Here is a 17,246-nt window from a genome sequence, read left to right as displayed (position 1 = left end):
CACCCGCCGACCCTTCGGCAGCCGCAACCGTTTCCTTCAGGAGCTGACTCCCATGGCAGATGACGGGAAGCTACGCGAATACCTCAAGCGCGTGCTGGCGGACGCCCGCCGTTCCCAGAAGCGGGTCCACGAGCTGGAGGCCGAGCGGTCCGAGCCGATCGCGATCGTCGCGATGGCCTGCCGGCTCCCGGGCGGGGTGTCCTCCCCGGAACAGCTGTGGGACCTGGTGCTCCAGGGACGGGACGGCATCACCGGCTTCCCGGCGAACCGCGGCTGGGACCTGGAGAACCTCTTCCACCCCGACCCCGACCACCGGGGCACCAGCTACGTCCGCGAGGGCGGATTCCTGCACGACGCCGGGGAGTTCGACGCCGGCTTCTTCGGGATCTCCCCACGCGAAGCGACCACCATGGACCCGCAGCAGCGCATCATGCTCGAACTCTCCTGGGAGGCGTTCGAACGGGCGGGCATCGACCCGACCACGTGCCGCGGCAAGGACGTCGGTGTCTTCTCCGGCTTCGCGGGCAGCGACTACGGGGCCGAACTTCCGCAGCTGCCCGAAGAGCTGGAGAGCTACCTCATGACCTCCGGCGCCGGGAGCGTGCTGTCCGGCCGGATCTCCTACACCTTCGGCTTCGAAGGCCCCGCCGTCACGGTCGACACCGCATGCTCCGCCTCGCTGGTCGCCCTCCACCTGGCCGCGCGGGCCCTCCGGGCCGGAGACTGCTCGATGGCACTGGCCGGCGGCGTCACTGTGCTGGGCACACCCCGGGCGTACATCGGTTTCTCCCGCCAGCGCGGACTCGCGGCCGACGCACGCTGCAAGGCGTTCGCGGCCGCGGCGGACGGTACCGGCTTCTCCGAGGGTGCGGGTGTGCTGTTGGTGGAGCGGTTGTCGGATGCGGAGCGGCTCGGTCATCGGGTGTTGGCGGTGGTGCGGGGCAGTGCGGTGAATCAGGATGGTGCGTCGAACGGGTTGACGGCGCCGAATGGTCCGTCGCAGCAGCGTGTCATCCGGCAGGCGCTGGCCGGTGCGCGGCTGTCGGCTGCAGAGGTGGACGCGGTCGAAGCGCATGGCACGGGTACGGCGTTGGGTGATCCGATCGAGGCGCAGGCCCTGCTGGCCACGTACGGCCAAGGCCGGCCCGAGGGCCGGCCGCTGTGGTTGGGGTCACTCAAGTCGAACATCGGCCACACCCAGGGCGCCGCGGGTGTGGCGGGTGTGATCAAGATGGTGATGGCGTTGCGGCATGGGGTGTTGCCGCGGACGTTGCATGTCGACGCTCCCACTCCGCAGGTGGACTGGTCGGCGGGTGGGGTGGAGCTGCTGACCGAGCAGCAGGTGTGGCCCGAGGTGGGGCGTCCGCGCCGTGCCGGGGTGTCGGGGTTCGGGGTCAGCGGGACGAACGCCCACGTGGTCCTGGAGCAGGCTCCGGAACGGACGGGGGAGGACGCCCCGGTGCCGTTGGAGATGCCGAAGGGCGTTCCTGTGCCGCTGGTGGTGTCGGGGCGCGGTGACGCCGCCCTGCGGGCCCAGGCGCAGCGACTGCTGGACTTCGTCGAGAGCCACCCCGAGGTGAGTGTGCCGCAGTTGGGTGTTGCGTTGGGTGTGGGTCGTGCGGGGTTGTCGGATCGTGCGGTGGTGGTGGCGGGTGGTCGGGGTGAGGTGTTGGCGGGGTTGGGTGCGGTGGTGCGGGGTGAGGTGTTGGGGGGTGTGGTGTCGGGTTCGGTGAGGCGTGGCCGGCTGGGGGTGTTGTTTGCCGGTCAGGGGTCTCAGCGGGCGGGGATGGGCCGTGAGTTGTATGAGGTGTTTCCGGTGTTCCGGGATGCGTTCGATGCGGTGTGTGGGGTGTTGGACGCTGAGCTGGGGTTGGGTTCGGCGGGTGCTGGGCTGGGCTCGGGTTCGGCGGACGCTGAACTGGGCTCGGGCTTGGGTTCGGTGCGGGATGTGGTGTTTGGGGGTGGGGGGTTGTTGGGGCGGACGGTGTTTGCGCAGGCGGGTTTGTTTGCGTTGGAGACGGCGTTGTTTCGTTTGGTGGAGTCGTGGGGTGTGGTGCCGGATGTGGTGGGTGGGCATTCGGTGGGTGAGGTGACGGCGGCGCATGTGGCGGGTGTGTTGTCGTTGGGGGATGCGGCGGTGTTGGTGGCGGCGCGGGGTCGGTTGATGGAGGCGTTGCCGGGGGGTGGGGTGATGGTGGCGGTTGGGGCGGGTGAGGTGGTGGTGCGGCCGTTGTTGGTGGAGGGGGTGGATATTGCGGCGGTGAATGGTCCTGGGGCGGTGGTGCTGTCCGGTGATGAGGGGCCGGTGCTGGGTGTGGCGGGGGTGTTGGCGGGGCGGGGTTTCAGGACGCGGCGGTTGGCGGTGTCGCATGCGTTTCATTCGGTGCGGATGGAGCCGATGCTGGCGGATTTTCGGGGGGTGGTGGAGGGGTTGTCGTTCGGGGTGCCGGGGATTGCGGTGGTGTCGGGTGTGACGGGGGAGCTGGCGGATGTTGAGCGGCTGTGTTCGCCGGAGTATTGGGTGGGGCATGTGCGGTCGGCGGTGCGGTTCGCGGATGGGGTGCGGGCTCTGGCGGGGTATGGGGTGGAGACGTTTTTGGAGTTGGGTCCGGATGGCACGTTGTCGGCGATGGGCCGGGAGTGCCTGGACGGTGACGGTGGTCAGGCGGTGTTCGTGCCGGCTCTGCGGCGGGAGGGTGATGAGACCCGGGCGGTGGTGTCTGCTCTGGCGCAGCTCCATGTGAGAGGTGTGCAGGTCGACTTCACGGCTCTGTATGGCGGCGTGGCCTTCCCGGCCCTTACGCCGGACTTGCCGACGTATGCCTTTCAGCGGGAGCGGTATTGGTTGGTGGGTGAGGGCAGTGGTGTTGGTGATGTCGGGTCGGCGGGGCTGGTGGGGGTCGGGCATCCGTTGCTGGGTGCGGTGACGGAGGTGCCGGAGTCGGGGGAGGTGTTGTTCACGTCGCGTTTGTCGCTGCGGTCGCATCCGTGGCTGGCTGATCATGTGGCGGCGGGTGTGGTGTTGCTGCCTGGGGCGGCGTTTGTGGAGCTGGTGGTGCGGGCTGGTGATGAGGTGGGGTGCGGTGGGGTGGAGGAGTTGGTGATGGAGGCTCCGCTGGTGTTGGCGGAGGGTGTGGCGGTGCAGTTGCGGGTGTGTGTGCAGGGGGTCGAGGAGGGTGGTCGGCGCGGGGTGCGGGTGTATTCGCGGGCTGAGGGTGCTGCTGTGGGTGTGTCCTGGGTGCGGCATGCTTCGGGGACGGTGTGTCCTGTGGAGGTGCCTGCGTCCGATGTGGGGTTGTCGGTGTGGCCGCCGGCTGGTGCGGTGGCGGTGGACCTGGCTGAAGTGGAAGGTCTCTACGACGCGTTGGAGGGTGTTGGTTACAGGTATGGGCCGGTGTTCCAGGGGGTGCGGGCGGTCTGGCGTGCGGATGGTGCTGTGTATGCGGAGGTGGCCCTGCCGGAGGAGCACCGGGCTCGGGCGGCGGCCTTCGGACTTCACCCGGCACTCCTCGACGCGGCCATGCACGCGGCCGCCTTCCAGGACGATGCGGAACGGGCCGGCCGGGGGACGATGCTTCCCTTCGTCTGGCGAGATGTGGCGCTGTACGCCACTGGTGCCGCGGCCTTGCGGGTACGGGTGGTCTCCACCGGAGGGGACACCCTGACGCTGGACTTGGCCGATGAGACAGGCGCCCCGGTGGCGTCGGTGGGTTCGATGGTGTCCCGTCCGGTCGAGCCCGAGCAGTTCAACACAGTCTCGGCTCATGAGCGTCTGCTGCGCCCTGCATGGCAGGAGACGGCGTTGACACCGGACGGCACCACGCTCGACACGGTGCCGGTGACCACGGCCGAAGATGTACGTGCCCTGGCGGCGCGTGGCGGCCCGGTCGACACCTTGACGGTAGAGGTGACCGACACCGGCAGTGTGCGCGAGCTGACCGGCCGCGTGCTGGAGGTGGTACAGGCGTGGTCGACCGAACCCGCGCTGGACAGTACGCGGATGGTCGTGCTGACCAGGGGGGCGGTCGCCATCGAGCCGGGCGAACGGGTCGACCCCGCGATCGGCGCCGTATGGGGAATGGTCGGCACCGCACAGTCGGAGAACGTCGGACGGATCGTGCTGGTGGACATCGACGACGAGCCGTCCTCGCGGTCGGCGCTGGGCGCTCTCGTGCCCTCCCTGTTCGCCGCCGACGAGACCCAGGCCGCGGTTCACGCGGGTGCGTGCTACCTGCGGAGGCTCGTCCGTACCGGGTCGGTGCCGGAGGTTGAGGCTGGTGCCGGGGTGGGTGGTTTGAGGCCTGGTGGGACGGTGTTGGTGACTGGTGGTACGGGTGCGTTGGGCGGGGTGGTGGCTCGGCATCTGGTGATGGTGCATGGGGTGCGGGATCTGGTGTTGGTGAGTCGGGGTGGGCCTCGGGCTGCTGGTGCTGCCGAGTTGGAGGCGGAGTTGGTGGGGGTGGGTGCGCGGGTGCGGGTTGTGGCCTGTGATGTGGGGGACCGGGAGGCGGTGGCCGGGCTGTTGGACGGGATTCCGGTGGATGCTCCGTTGACGGCGGTGGTGCACATGGCGGGTGTTCTGGGTGACGGTGTGCTGGCGGGGTTGACGCCGGAGCGGATGGACGTGGTGTTCCGGCCGAAGGTGGACGGCGCGTTCCATCTGCACGAGCTGACCCGCGACCTGGATCTGTCCGCCTTCGTTCTCTTCTCCTCCGCCGCCGGCACCTTCGGCAGTTCGGGGCAGGGCAACTACGCCGCTGCCAACGCCTACCTCGACGCGCTGGCACAGGACCGGGCCGCCCAGGGGCTGCCCGCCGTCTCCCTCGGCTGGGGCATGTGGTCCCAGGACACGGGGATGACTGCCGGGCTCGGCGATACCGACCACCGACGACTGGCACGCGACGGACTTGCCGCGCTGTCCTCGGCCGAGGGCATGGAACTGTTCGACATCGCCCTGCGTTTGAACGAACCGGTGGTGCTGCCGATGAAGCTGGACCTCGGCGCGCTGCGGGCCCAGGCCACGGCCACCGGGGCGGTGCCGCCGCTGCTGCGCGGACTGGTACCCCAGCCCCGGCAACTCCGGCAGAAGGCCCGGTCGGCACCTGCTCACGACGCCGACGCACTCACCGTACGACTGGCCGGAGCGGGCTCCGCGGACCGGCAGGCGATTCTCCTCGACCTGGTTCGGCAGGAGGCTGCGCACGTGCTCGGCTACGCCTCGGTCGGTCGTATCAGCCCCGATACCGCTTTCACCGACGTCGGTTTCGACTCACTGACGGTGTTACAGCTGCGGGACCGGCTCCTGGCCCGTACCGGGCTGCGGCTCCCGGCCACGTTCGCCTTCGACTTCCCCACGCCCTCGACGCTGGCGGACGACCTGAACACCCGCCTGGTCGCCGACACCACACAGGACCCGGTACTGGCCGAAGTGGCGAGGCTGGAGGAACTGGTGGCCGCCCATCCGCTCGACCACGCCAAGGAAGCGGCCGCCGCCGCCCGGCTCCGAGCCCTGGTGGCCAGGCTCAGCACCGATGCCCCCGGCCCGGCCGGAGGCACCGACATCCAGACGACGCTCGAGACGGCGTCGGTCGACGACGTACTGGCCTTCATCGACGAGGAGTTCGGAATCGTCGACCCGTCGGATTCCGACCGCGCCTACGAGTGAAGGGGAAGGTGACTTCCGGTGGACAACGAAGAGAAGCTGGTCCGATACCTCAAGCGGGTGACCGCCGACTTGCACCAGGCACGGCAGCGGCTCACCGAGATCGAGGCCGAACAGTCGGAGCCGATCGCGATCGTGGGGATGGCGTGCCGGCTGCCGGGCGGCGTGACCACACCTGAGGAGCTGTGGGAGCTGGTGGCGGCCGGCGGTGACGCGGTCGGTGTGTTCCCGGAGAACCGTGGCTGGGACCTGGACAACCTCTTCGATCCGGACCCGGACAACCCCGGCACCAGCTATGTCCGCGAGGGCGGATTCCTTTATGACGCGGGGGAGTTCGACGCGGAGTTCTTCGGTATTTCGCCGCGTGAGGCGTTGGCGATGGATCCGCAGCAGAGGTTGCTGTTGGAGACGTCGTGGGAGGCGTTGGAGCGGGCCGGGATCGACCCGACGACGCTGCGGGGTATGGACGTCGGTGTCTACTTCGGCACCCTCAACCAGGACTACGCCACCAATGTGGACACGGTCCCCGAGGGGGTCGAGGGCTACCTGATGACGGGCAGCTCGGCGAGCGTGCTCACCGGGCGGGTCGCCTACGTGCTGGGATTCGAGGGCCCGGCAATGACGATCGACACGGCATGCTCCTCTTCACTGGTGGGCTTGCACCTGGCCGCACAGGCCCTGCGGTTGGGGGAGTGCTCGATGGCGCTGGCCGGAGGCGCCACCGTCATGTCCACCCCCAGCGTCTTCATCGGCTTCTCGCGACAGCGCGGCATGGCCGAAGACGGCCGCTGCAAGGCATACGGGGCCGCGGCCGACGGCACCGGGTGGGCCGAGGGCGTGGGCGTACTGGTGCTGGAGCGGTTGTCGGATGCGGAGCGGCTCGGTCATCGGGTGTTGGCGGTGGTGCGGGGCAGTGCGGTGAATCAGGACGGTGCGTCGAATGGTCTGACAGCGCCGAACGGCCCGTCCCAGCAGCGGGTCATCCTTGAGGCGTTGAACGCTGCCCGCCTCGCACCCTCCGATGTGGATGCAGTGGAGGGGCACGGCACGGGCACCACACTGGGCGACCCGATCGAGGCGCAGGCGTTGTTGGCGACGTATGGCCAGGGCCGGCCGGAGGGCCGCCCGCTGTGGTTGGGGTCGTTGAAGTCGAACATCGGTCATGCGCAGGCGGCTGCGGGTGTGGCGGGTGTGATCAAGATGGTGATGGCGTTGCGGCATGGGGTGTTGCCGCGGACGTTGCATGTGGATGAGCCGTCGCCGCAGGTGGACTGGTCGGCGGGTGCGGTGGAGTTGCTGGTGGAGCAGCGGGTGTGGCCGGAGGTGGGGCGTCCGCGGCGGGCTGGGGTGTCGGGGTTCGGGGTGAGCGGGACGAACGCTCACGTGATCTTGGAGCAGGCTCCGGAACGGACGGGGGAGGACGCCCTGGTGCCGTTGGAGATTCCGGGTGGTGTGGTGCCTCTGTTGGTGTCTGCACGAGGTGAAGGTGCGTTGCGGGCGCAGGCGCGGCGGTTGCTGGATTTTGTTGAGGGTCACCCTGGGGTGGGTGTGGCGGAGTTGGGTGTTGCGTTGGGTGTGGGTCGTGCGGGGTTGTCGGATCGTGCGGTGGTGGTGGCGGGGGACCGGGGTGAGGTGTTGGGGGGTCTGGCTGCGGTGGTGGAGGGCGGTGGCCAGGTGGTGGGCCGGGTGGGTGTGTCGGGCCGGGTGGTGTTTGTTTTTCCTGGTCAGGGGGCGCAGTGGGTGGGGATGGGTGCGGAGTTGTTGGGGTCGTGTCCGGTGTTTGCGGAGGGGATGCGTGAGTGTGCGGGGGTGTTGGATCCGCTGACGGGTTGGTCGTTGCTGGATGTGGTGCGTGGTGTGCCGGATGTGCCGGGCGGTGTGTCGGATGTGCCGGCCGGTGTGCCGGGTGTGTTGGGTGGGGGGTGTGGGGGCGGGTTGATGTGGTGCAGGTGGTGTCGTTTGCGGTGATGGTGTGTTTGGCGCGGGTGTGGGTGGCGGCGGGTGTGGTGCCGGGTGCGGTGGTGGGTCATTCGCAGGGGGAGATTGCGGCGGCGTGTGTGGCGGGTGGGTTGTCGTTGGAGGATGCGGCGCGGGTGGTGGTGTTGCGCAGTGGGGTGATTGCGGCGGGGTTGTCGGGTGGGGGTGGGATGGTGTCGTTGGGGGTGGGGCTGGCTGAGGCGGAGCGGCTGGTTGGGGGGTGGCCGGGTCGTGTTGAGGTGGCGGCGGTGAACGGGCCGTTGTCGGTGGTGGTGGCGGGTGAGCGGGCTGCGTTGGATGAGTTGGTGGCGGGGTGTGAGGCGGCGGGGGTGCGGGCCCGTCGGGTAGAGGTGGATTATGCCTCGCACACTGTGCAGGTGGAGGCGGTTGAGGAGGAGCTGGCCCGGGTCCTGTCGGATGTCAGGCCGGTGTCTTCTCGTGTTCCGTTTTTCTCCACGGTGGAGGCGGGGTGGGTGGATACGGCGGAGTTGGATGGCGGGTATTGGTATCGGAATCTGCGGGGCAGGGTGCGTTTTGGTGAGTCGGTGGAGCGGTTGGTGGGTGAGGGGTTCGGGGCGTTTGTTGAGGTGAGTGCGCATCCGGTGTTGGCGATGAGTGTGGAGGCGGTGGCTGAGCGGGCGGGTGTGGGGCCGGTTGTGGTGGGTGGGACGTTGCGGCGGGGTGAGGGTGGGTTGCGGCGGGTGTATACGTCGCTGGCGGAGATGTATGTGCGTGGTGTTCCGGTGGACTGGGCGGCTGTGTTGGGCGGGGTTCCCGGGCATGCTGGGGATACCGGGTGGGAGTTGCCCACGTATGCCTTCCAACACCAGCACTACTGGCTGGAAGGGCGGCAGGGAACGGTCGACGCGGCTGCGTTGGGGCTCGCGCGGGCCGACCACCCGCTGCTGGGTGCGGTGACGGAGCTGCCCGAGTCGGGGGGCTTGTTGTTCACTTCCCGTCTGTCGCTGCGGTCGCATCCGTGGCTGGCCGACCACGTGGCGGCGGGCAGGGTGCTGCTGCCCGGGGCGGCGTTCGTGGAGCTGGCGGTGCGTGCCGGTGACGAGATCGGGTGCGGCGTGGTGGAGGAACTCGTCATTGAGGCACCGCTCATCCTGCCCGAGCGTGACGGTGTGCAGGTGCGGGTGAGTGTGGGCGCACCAGACGATGCCGGCCGACGTCCGATGGCGGTGTACTCACGTGGCCAGGACGGCGGCTCGAACACGCCCTGGACGCGCCACGTCAGTGGAACTCTCGCCCACAAAGGCACCGATGAGCTGGACGCGGACCTGACGCGATGGCCGCCCGCCGGGGCGGTGGCGGTACCGGAGGAACGGGTGCGCGGCGTCTACGACGAGCTGGAGGCGAACGGTTACGGATACGGCCCGGCCTTCCGCGGTCTGCGGGCGGCGTGGACGCGGGGCGACGAGATCTACGCGGAGGTCGCCCTGCCCGAGGAACTGTCGGCCGAAGCCACCGCGTTCGGCCTGCACCCCGCACTGCTGGACGCGGCCCTGCACGCCACCGCGTTCCGCGAGCGTGCCGATGGCCAGACAGGGCCCACACTGCCGTTCACCTATCGAGGGGTGTCCCTGGAGGCTTCCGGCGCTTCGGCGCTGCGCGTGCGTATCGCGCCGCGGGGCAAGGACGGAGTGAGCCTTCGGCTGGCCGATCCGAGCGGGGCAGCGGTCGCGGTGGTCGAGTCGTTGGTGTCACGGCCCGTGTCGGCCGCCCTGCTGGACGCCGCCGTACGGACGCCGACGGACCACATGTTCGTCGTGGGTTGGGAGGAACTGAGGGTCCCCGCCGCCGACGCCCCACGGGACACCGTCACCGTGCACAAGGCAGAGGACATACGCCAGTTGGCCTCCCGAGCAGACGCACCCCACGAACCCGACGCGGCGGAGCCGACCGGGACCTCGGCGGTGCTGCTGTACGAGATCGGCGGCACCGGCGACGCCGTACGTGACGACGCCGTACGTGACGATGCCGTACGTGACGACGCCGTACGCGACGATGCCGTACGTGATGACACCGACGTAGCCCGTGTCCGTGAGTTAACCGGCCAGGTGTTGGAAGTGCTTCAGGCCTGGCTCAACGAACCCGCGCTGGAGGACTCACGCCTGGTGGTGCTCACCCGGGGTGCCGTAGGGGTCCGGGAGGGCGATCCGGTCGACCCGGTGGTGGCCGCGGCCTGGGGACTGGTCAGCACCGCGCAGTCGGAGAACGCCGGACGGATTCTCCTCCTCGACCTGGACGGCGCACCGGCCACCACCCAGGCTCTGCCCACACTCCTGCCCGCCCTGCTCGGCGCAGACGAACCACAGCTCGCCCTGCGCGAAGGTGTCTGCCATCTGCGGCGACTGACCCGGGCGACCGCCGACGAGGCACTGATGGCACCGGAGGGGCAGCGGGCGTGGCAGCTGGGCACGCGCGCGCCGGGCACACTGGAGGGCCTGGCACTCCTGCCGTCACCACCCAGGGCGCTTGAGCCACTGCCCCCGGGGCACGTCCGGGTGGAGACGCGTGCCGCGGGACTCAACTTCCGCGACGTGCTGATGGCGCTGGGCATGTACCCCGGCGAGACCAGCATCGGCAACGAGGGCGCCGGCGTGGTCACGGAGGTCGGCCCGGGTGTCACCCACTTCGCCCCGGGTGACCGGGTCATGGGGCTCTTCGAGGGTGCGGGCGCCCCCATCGCCGTCGCCGACTGCCTCACTCTCGTACGCATGCCGCAGGGGTGGTCCTTCGAGCAGGCGGCCGCGGTTCCGTGCGTGTTCCTCACCGCCTACTTCGGGCTGCGCGACCTGGCACGGCTGGAGCACGGGGAGTCGGTGCTGATCCATGCCGCCGCCGGTGGTGTCGGCATGGCCGCGGTACAACTGGCCCGGCACTGGGGCGCGGAGGTCTACGGCACGGCGAGCCCGGCCAAGTGGGACGCGGCACGCGCCGCCGGTGTCCCGGACGGACGGCTGGCCAACTCCCGGACGCTGGAGTTCGAGCAACAGTTCCTCGACATGACCGGAGGCCGCGGCTTCGACGTGGTGCTGGACGCCCTCGCCGGTGACTTCGTGGACGCCTCACTGCGGCTGCTGGGCAGCGGCGGCCGCTTCATCGAGATGGGCAAGAACGACATCCGCGACGCCGAAGAGGTGAGCGCCCGTCACCCAGGCGTGGCCTACCGGGCGTTCGACCTGGCCAACGCGGGCGGAGAGCGCATCCAGGAGATGCTGACCGAACTGCTCGACCTCTTCGAGAAGGGGGTGCTGACCCCGCCGCCGATCACCGTATGGGACATCCGGCGCGCTCCGGCCGCCTTCCGCTTCATGAGCCAGGCGCAGCACATCGGCAAGAACGTGTTCACCCTGCCACGCCGGCCGGACCCGGAGGGCACCGTCCTCATCACGGGCGGCACCGGATCCCTGGGCAAGGTGGCCGCCCGACGCCTCGTGACCGAGCACGGCGTACGGAACCTGCTTCTGACGAGCCGAAGCGGACGCCAGGCCGACGGTGCGGCCGAACTGGAGCGGGAACTGACCGCACTCGGCGCACGGGTACGGATCGCCGCCTGCGACGTGGCAGACCGCGACGCCCTGGCCGCGCTACTGTCCACCCTGCCGGCGGACGCACCGCTGACCGCCGTGGTGCACAGCGCCGGCGCCTTGGACGACGGCGTGATCACCGCACTCACCAGGGAGCGGCTGGACACCGTCTTCGCCCCGAAGGCGGACGCCGCACTCCACTTGCACGAGCTGACCCGGCACCTGGACCTGTCGGCCTTCGTCCTGTTCTCCTCGGCCGCTGGGACGTTGGGCAGCTCAGGGCAGGGAAGCTACGTGGCGGCCAACGCCTTCCTGGACGCGCTGGCCCATCAACGCCGCGCCCAGGGACTCCCCGGCGTCTCCCTGGCCTGGGGGCTGTGGGCACAAGGCGCGGGGGTCGGGCTGACCGGCCACCTCACCGACGCCGACCAGCAGCGCATGGCGCGTGGGGGAGTGACCGGGCTGTCGGAGAGCGAAGGCGGGGAACTGTTCGACACCGCGCTGCACATGCCCCAGCCGGTGCTGCTGCCCATGAAGCTCGACTTCGACGCGCTGCGGGCCCAGGCCGCCACCGGGACGGTGCCACCGTTGCTCCGCGGCCTGGTACGGCAGGGCCGGCGGACGGCGGGGACCGCCGCCGACGCGGACGCCTTCACCCAGCGCCTGACCAGGGCCACGCCGGAGGAACAGGAGCAGATCCTGCTCGACCTGGTCCGCCGGGAAGCCGCACGGGTACTGGGTCACGTCTCCGCCCATGCCATCGGACCGGACCTGGCGTTCAACGAGATCGGCTTCGACTCCCTCACCGCTGTGGAACTGCGGAACCGGCTGGTCAACCACACCGGAGTACGCCTGCCGGCCACGCTCGTCTTCGACTATCCGACGCCCACTGCCCTCATGTACCACCTGCGGACGAAGCTCTGCCCGGACGCCGCTCCCGCCGAGTCGCGCCCCACCGGCCATTTTTCCGGCAGCGAGGAAGAGCTCCGGCGCGCGCTGGCCAGGACACCGCTGAGTCGCTTCCAGGAACTGGGCGTCCTGGACACCCTCATGGCGCTGGTCCAGGAAGCCGAAGGGGGCGAACCGGCGGACGGGCAACCGGCCGCCGCGATCGCCGATATGGACGTCGACAGTCTGGTGCAACGAGCCATGAGCAAGGCCGGGAAGTAATGTCGGTTCGGAATGCGGAGGCCGGGATGAGCACTCCCGAAGCGAAGGTCGTCGAAGCGCTGCGTGTCACGCTCATGGAGAACGAGCGGCTTGAGCAGGAGAACGCCGACATACGCCGCGGGCTGTCGGAGCCGATCGCGATCGTGGGGATGGCGTGCCGGCTGCCGGGCGGCGTGACCACGCCGGAGGAGCTGTGGGAGCTGGTGACAGCCGACGGCGACGCGATTGGCGGGTTCCCGGAGGACCGTGGCTGGGACCTGGACAACCTCTTCGACCCCGACCCGGACCACCCCGGGACGAGTTACGCACGGCAGGGCGGCTTCCTGTACGACGCGGGGAAGTTCGACGCGGGGTTCTTCGGTATCTCGCCGCGTGAGGCCTTGGCGATGGATCCGCAGCAACGGATCATGCTGGAGACATCATGGGAGGTCTTCGAGCGCGCCGGCATCGACCCGACGACTCTACGCGGCAAGGACATCGGTGTCTTCTCCGGAGTGACCTACCACAGCTACGGCTCCGGAGCGCGGGTCCCTGAGGAACTTGAGGCCGTCATGGGCACGGGCACTTCTGCGAGCGTGCTGTCGGGGCGGGTGTCCTACGCGCTCGGCTTCGAGGGTCCGTCGGTCGCGGTGGACACGGCGTGCTCCTCGTCGCTGGTGGCGCTGCATCTTGCCGTGCAGGCGCTGCGGTTGGGGGAGTGCTCGATGGCGCTGGCCGGAGGCGTGACCGTCATGTCCAACCCCGGCATCTTCGTCGGCTTCTCGCGACAGCGCGGCATGGCCGAAGACGGCCGCTGCAAGGCGTTCGCGGCCGCGGCGGACGGTACCGGCTTCTCCGAGGGTGCGGGTGTGCTGTTGGTGGAGCGGTTGTCGGATGCGGAGCGGCTCGGTCATCGGGTGTTGGCGGTGGTGCGGGGTAGTGCGGTGAATCAGGATGGTGCGTCGAATGGTCTGACGGCGCCGAATGGTCCGTCGCAGCAGCGGGTTATTCGGCAGGCGCTGGCGAATGCGGGTGTTGCTGCGTCCGAGGTGGATGTGGTCGAGGCGCATGGTACGGGTACGGCGTTGGGCGATCCGATCGAGGCGCAGGCGTTGTTGGCGACGTATGGCCAGGGCCGGCCTGAGGGCCGCCCGCTGTGGTTGGGGTCGTTGAAGTCGAACATCGGTCATGCGCAGGCGGCTGCGGGTGTGGCGGGTGTGATCAAGATGGTGATGGCGTTGCGGCATGGGGTGTTGCCGCGGACATTGCATGTCGACGCTCCCACTCCGCAGGTGGACTGGTCGGCGGGTGCGGTGGAGTTGCTGACAGAGGAGCAGCCGTGGCCGGAGGTGGGGCGTCCGCGGCGGGCTGGGGTGTCGGGGTTCGGGGTGAGCGGGACGAACGCTCACGTGGTCTTGGAGCAGGCCCCGGTGCAGGTCCCGGAGCAAGCGGGGAGTGTGGTTTCGCAGCCGTCGGTGTCGTCGGTGTCGTCGGTGGTGCCGTTGGTGGTGTCGGGGTCTGGTGGGGCGGGGCTGCGGGGGCAGGCGGGGCGGTTGCTGCGTTTTGTGGAAGGGCGGCCGGATCTGGATCTGGGTGGCCTGGCGTGTTCTCTGGCGGTGTCGCGTGCGGGGTTGTCGGATCGTGCGGTGGTGGTGGCGGGGGACCGGGGTGAGGTGTTGGGGGGTCTGGCTGCGGTGGTGGAGGGCGGTGGCCAGGTGGTGGGCCGGGTGGGTGTGTCGGGTCGTGTGGTGTTTGTTTTTCCTGGTCAGGGGGCGCAGTGGGTGGGGATGGGTGCGGAGTTGTTGGGGTCGTGTCCGGTGTTTGCGGAGGGGATGCGTGAGTGTGCGGGGGTGTTGGATCCGCTGACGGGTTGGTCGTTGCTGGATGTGGTGCGTGGTGTGCCGGATGTGCCGGGCGGTGTGCCGGGCGGTGTGTCGGATGGTGTGCCGGGTGTGTTGGGTGGGGGGGTGTGGGGGCGGGTTGATGTGGTGCAGGTGGTGTCGTTTGCGGTGATGGTGTGTTTGGCGCGGGTGTGGGTGGCGGCGGGTGTGGTGCCGGGTGCGGTGGTGGGTCATTCGCAGGGGGAGATTGCGGCGGCGTGTGTGGCGGGTGGGTTGTCGTTGGAGGATGCGGCGCGGGTGGTGGTGTTGCGCAGTGGGGTGATTGCGGCGGGGTTGGCGGGTGGGGGGGGGGTGGGGGCGTTGGGGGGGGGGCTGGCGGAGGCGGAGCGGCTGGTTGGGGGGGTGGCCGGGTCGTGTTGAGGTGGCGGCGGTGAACGGGCCGTTGTCGGTGGTGGTGGCGGGTGAGCGGGCTGCGTTGGATGAGTTGGTGGCGGGGTGTGAGGCGGCGGGGGTGCGGGCCCGTCGGGTAGAGGTGGATTATGCCTCGCACACTGTGCAGGTGGAGGCGGTTGAGGAGGAGCTGGCCCGGGTCCTGTCGGATGTCAGGCCGGTGTCTTCTCGTGTTCCGTTTTTCTCCACGGTGGAGGCGGGGTGGGTGGACACGGCGGAGTTGGATGGCGGGTATTGGTATCGGAATCTGCGGGGCAGGGTGCGTTTTGGTGAGTCGGTGGAGCGGTTGGTGGGTGAGGGGTTCGGGGCGTTTGTTGAGGTGAGTGCGCATCCGGTGTTGGCGATGAGTGTGGAGGCGGTGGCTGAGCGGGCGGGTGTGGGGCCGGTTGTGGTGGGTGGGACGTTGCGGCGGGGTGAGGGTGGGTTGCGGCGGGTGTATACGTCGCTGGCGGAGATGTATGTGCGTGGTGTTCCGGTGGACTGGGCGGCTGTGTTGGGCGGGGTTCCCGGGCATGCCGGGGGTACCGGGTGGGAGTTGCCCACGTATGCCTTCCAACACCAGCACTACTGGCTCAAGAACGCTGCTCCCGCCGATGCGGGCTCCGTCGATGACCAGCTCCTGGCCATGGCAGAACTACCCGCCCTGACGGACGCGTTGACCGCTCGCCTTCGTGGGCAGTCCGCGCCGGAGCAGGAACGCATCCTGCTGGAGACCGTCCGTCAGGAGACCGCAGGCGTTCTGGGCCACTCCTCGTTCGAGGACATCGAACCGGACATGGCGTTCAACCAGATCGGGTTCGACTCAGTCACCGCGGTGCAACTGCGGAACCGCCTCAACGCACTCACCGACCGGACGCTGCCGACCACCCTGCTCTTCGACTACCCCACGCCCCTGATCCTCGCCGCCTTCCTTCGTGACGAGCTCATCGGAGACGCCGGGGAGATCGGGGACACGACGAACCCGGCCGAGGTGTCGACGGAGCCGGTGTCGACCGAACCGATCGCGATCGTGGGCATGGCGTGCCGGCTGCCGGGCGGAGTGTCCACGCCGCAAGAACTATGGGACCTGGTCATCCAGGGACGGGACGGAATCAGTGACTTCCCGGTGAACCGCGGCTGGGACCTGGAGAAGCTGTTCCACCCGGACCCCGACCACGCCGGCACCAGCTACGCGCAACAAGGCGGATTCCTGCACGACGCCGGAGAGTTCGACGCGGGCTTCTTCGGGATCTCCCCCCGTGAGGCGCTGGCCGTGGATCCGCAGCAGCGTCTGATGCTGGAGACCTCGTGGGAGGCGTTGGAACATGCCGGGATCGACCCGACCACTCTGCGAGGCAAGGACGTAGGCGTCTTCTCCGGGGTGACCTACCACAACTACGGGTCCGGCGTGGAGCCGGTGCCTGCCGAACTGGAAGGCATGCTGGGCCTCGGCGCCTCGGCGAGCGTGCTGTCGGGGCGGGTGTCCTACGCGCTCGGCTTCGAGGGCCCGTCGGTCGCGGTGGACACGGCGTGTTCCTCGTCTCTGGTGGCGTTGCATCTTGCGGCGCAGGCGTTGCGGTCGGGGGAGTGCTCGATGGCGCTGGCCGGTGGGGTCACCGTGATGCCCACTCCCGGCATCTTCATCGCCTTCTCGCGGCAACGCGGCATGTCGATCGACGGCCGGTGCAAGTCCTTCGACGCTTCGGCCGACGGCACGGGCTGGGCCGAAGGCGTGGGCGTACTGGCTCTGGAGCGGTTGTCGGATGCGGAGCGGCTCGGTCATCGGGTGTTGGCGGTGGTGCGGGGTAGTGCGGTGAATCAGGATGGTGCGTCGAATGGTCTGACGGCGCCGAATGGTCCGTCGCAGCAGCGTGTCATCCGGCAGGCGCTGGCGAACGCGCGTGTTGCTGCGTCCGAGGTGGATGTGGTCGAGGCGCATGGTACGGGTACGGCGTTGGGTGATCCGATCGAGGCGCAGGCCCTGCTGGCGACATACGGTCAGGGGCGGCCGGAGGATCGTCCGTTGTGGCTCGGTTCGCTCAAGTCCAACATCGGTCATGCGCAGGCGGCTGCGGGTGTGGCGGGCGTGATCAAGATGGTGATGGCGTTGCGGCATGGGGTGTTGCCGCGGACATTGCATGTGGATGAGCCGACGCCGCAGGTGGACTGGTCGGCGGGTGCGGTGGAGTTGTTGACCGAGGAGCAGCCGTGGCCGGAGGCGGACCGTCCGCGGCGGGCCGGGGTGTCGGCGTTCGGGGTCAGCGGCACCAACGCCCACGTCATCCTGGAGCAGGCGGCGCCGATGGCGGCCGAATCGACCGAGCCGGTAATGCCGTGGCCGAAGGGCGTTCCTGTGCCGCTGGTGGTGTCGGGGCGTGGTGACGCGGCCCTGCGGGCCCAGGCACAGCGACTCCAGTCCTTCCTCCTGAACGAACCGCAGCTCGACCTGAGTGAGTTGGGTGTTGCGTTGGGTGTGGGTCGTGCGGGGTTGTCGGATCGTGCGGTGGTGGTGGCGGGGGATCGGGGTGAGGCGTTGGCGGGGTTGGGTGCGGTGGTGCGGGGTGAGGTGGTGGGGGGTGTGGTGTCGGGTTCGGTGAGGCGTGGCCGGCTGGGGGTGTTGTTTGCCGGTCAGGGGTCTCAGCGGGCGGG

General features: G+C 69.5%; 1 protein-coding gene and 1 pseudogene. Both read left to right on the top strand.

Annotated elements, in window-relative coordinates:
* Nucleotides 1-91 precede the first annotated feature (91 nt).
* The gene (locus RV986_RS02430) at nucleotides 92-5,665 is read left to right on the top strand and encodes a type I polyketide synthase (protein ID WP_475924161.1); all 5,574 of its coding nucleotides are present in this window, start codon (nucleotides 92-94) and stop codon (nucleotides 5,663-5,665) included.
* A gap of 24 nt (nucleotides 5,666-5,689) precedes the next feature.
* Nucleotides 5,690-17,142: pseudogene (locus RV986_RS02425) on the top strand (SDR family NAD(P)-dependent oxidoreductase); the annotation flags it as partial.
* Between the last annotated feature and the right edge of the window lie 104 nt (nucleotides 17,143-17,246).

The organism is Streptomyces sp. RLA012, from assembly GCF_056270325.1.
Note: the sequence above shows the minus strand (reverse complement) of the source record. Positions and strands in the feature narration are given on the sequence as shown.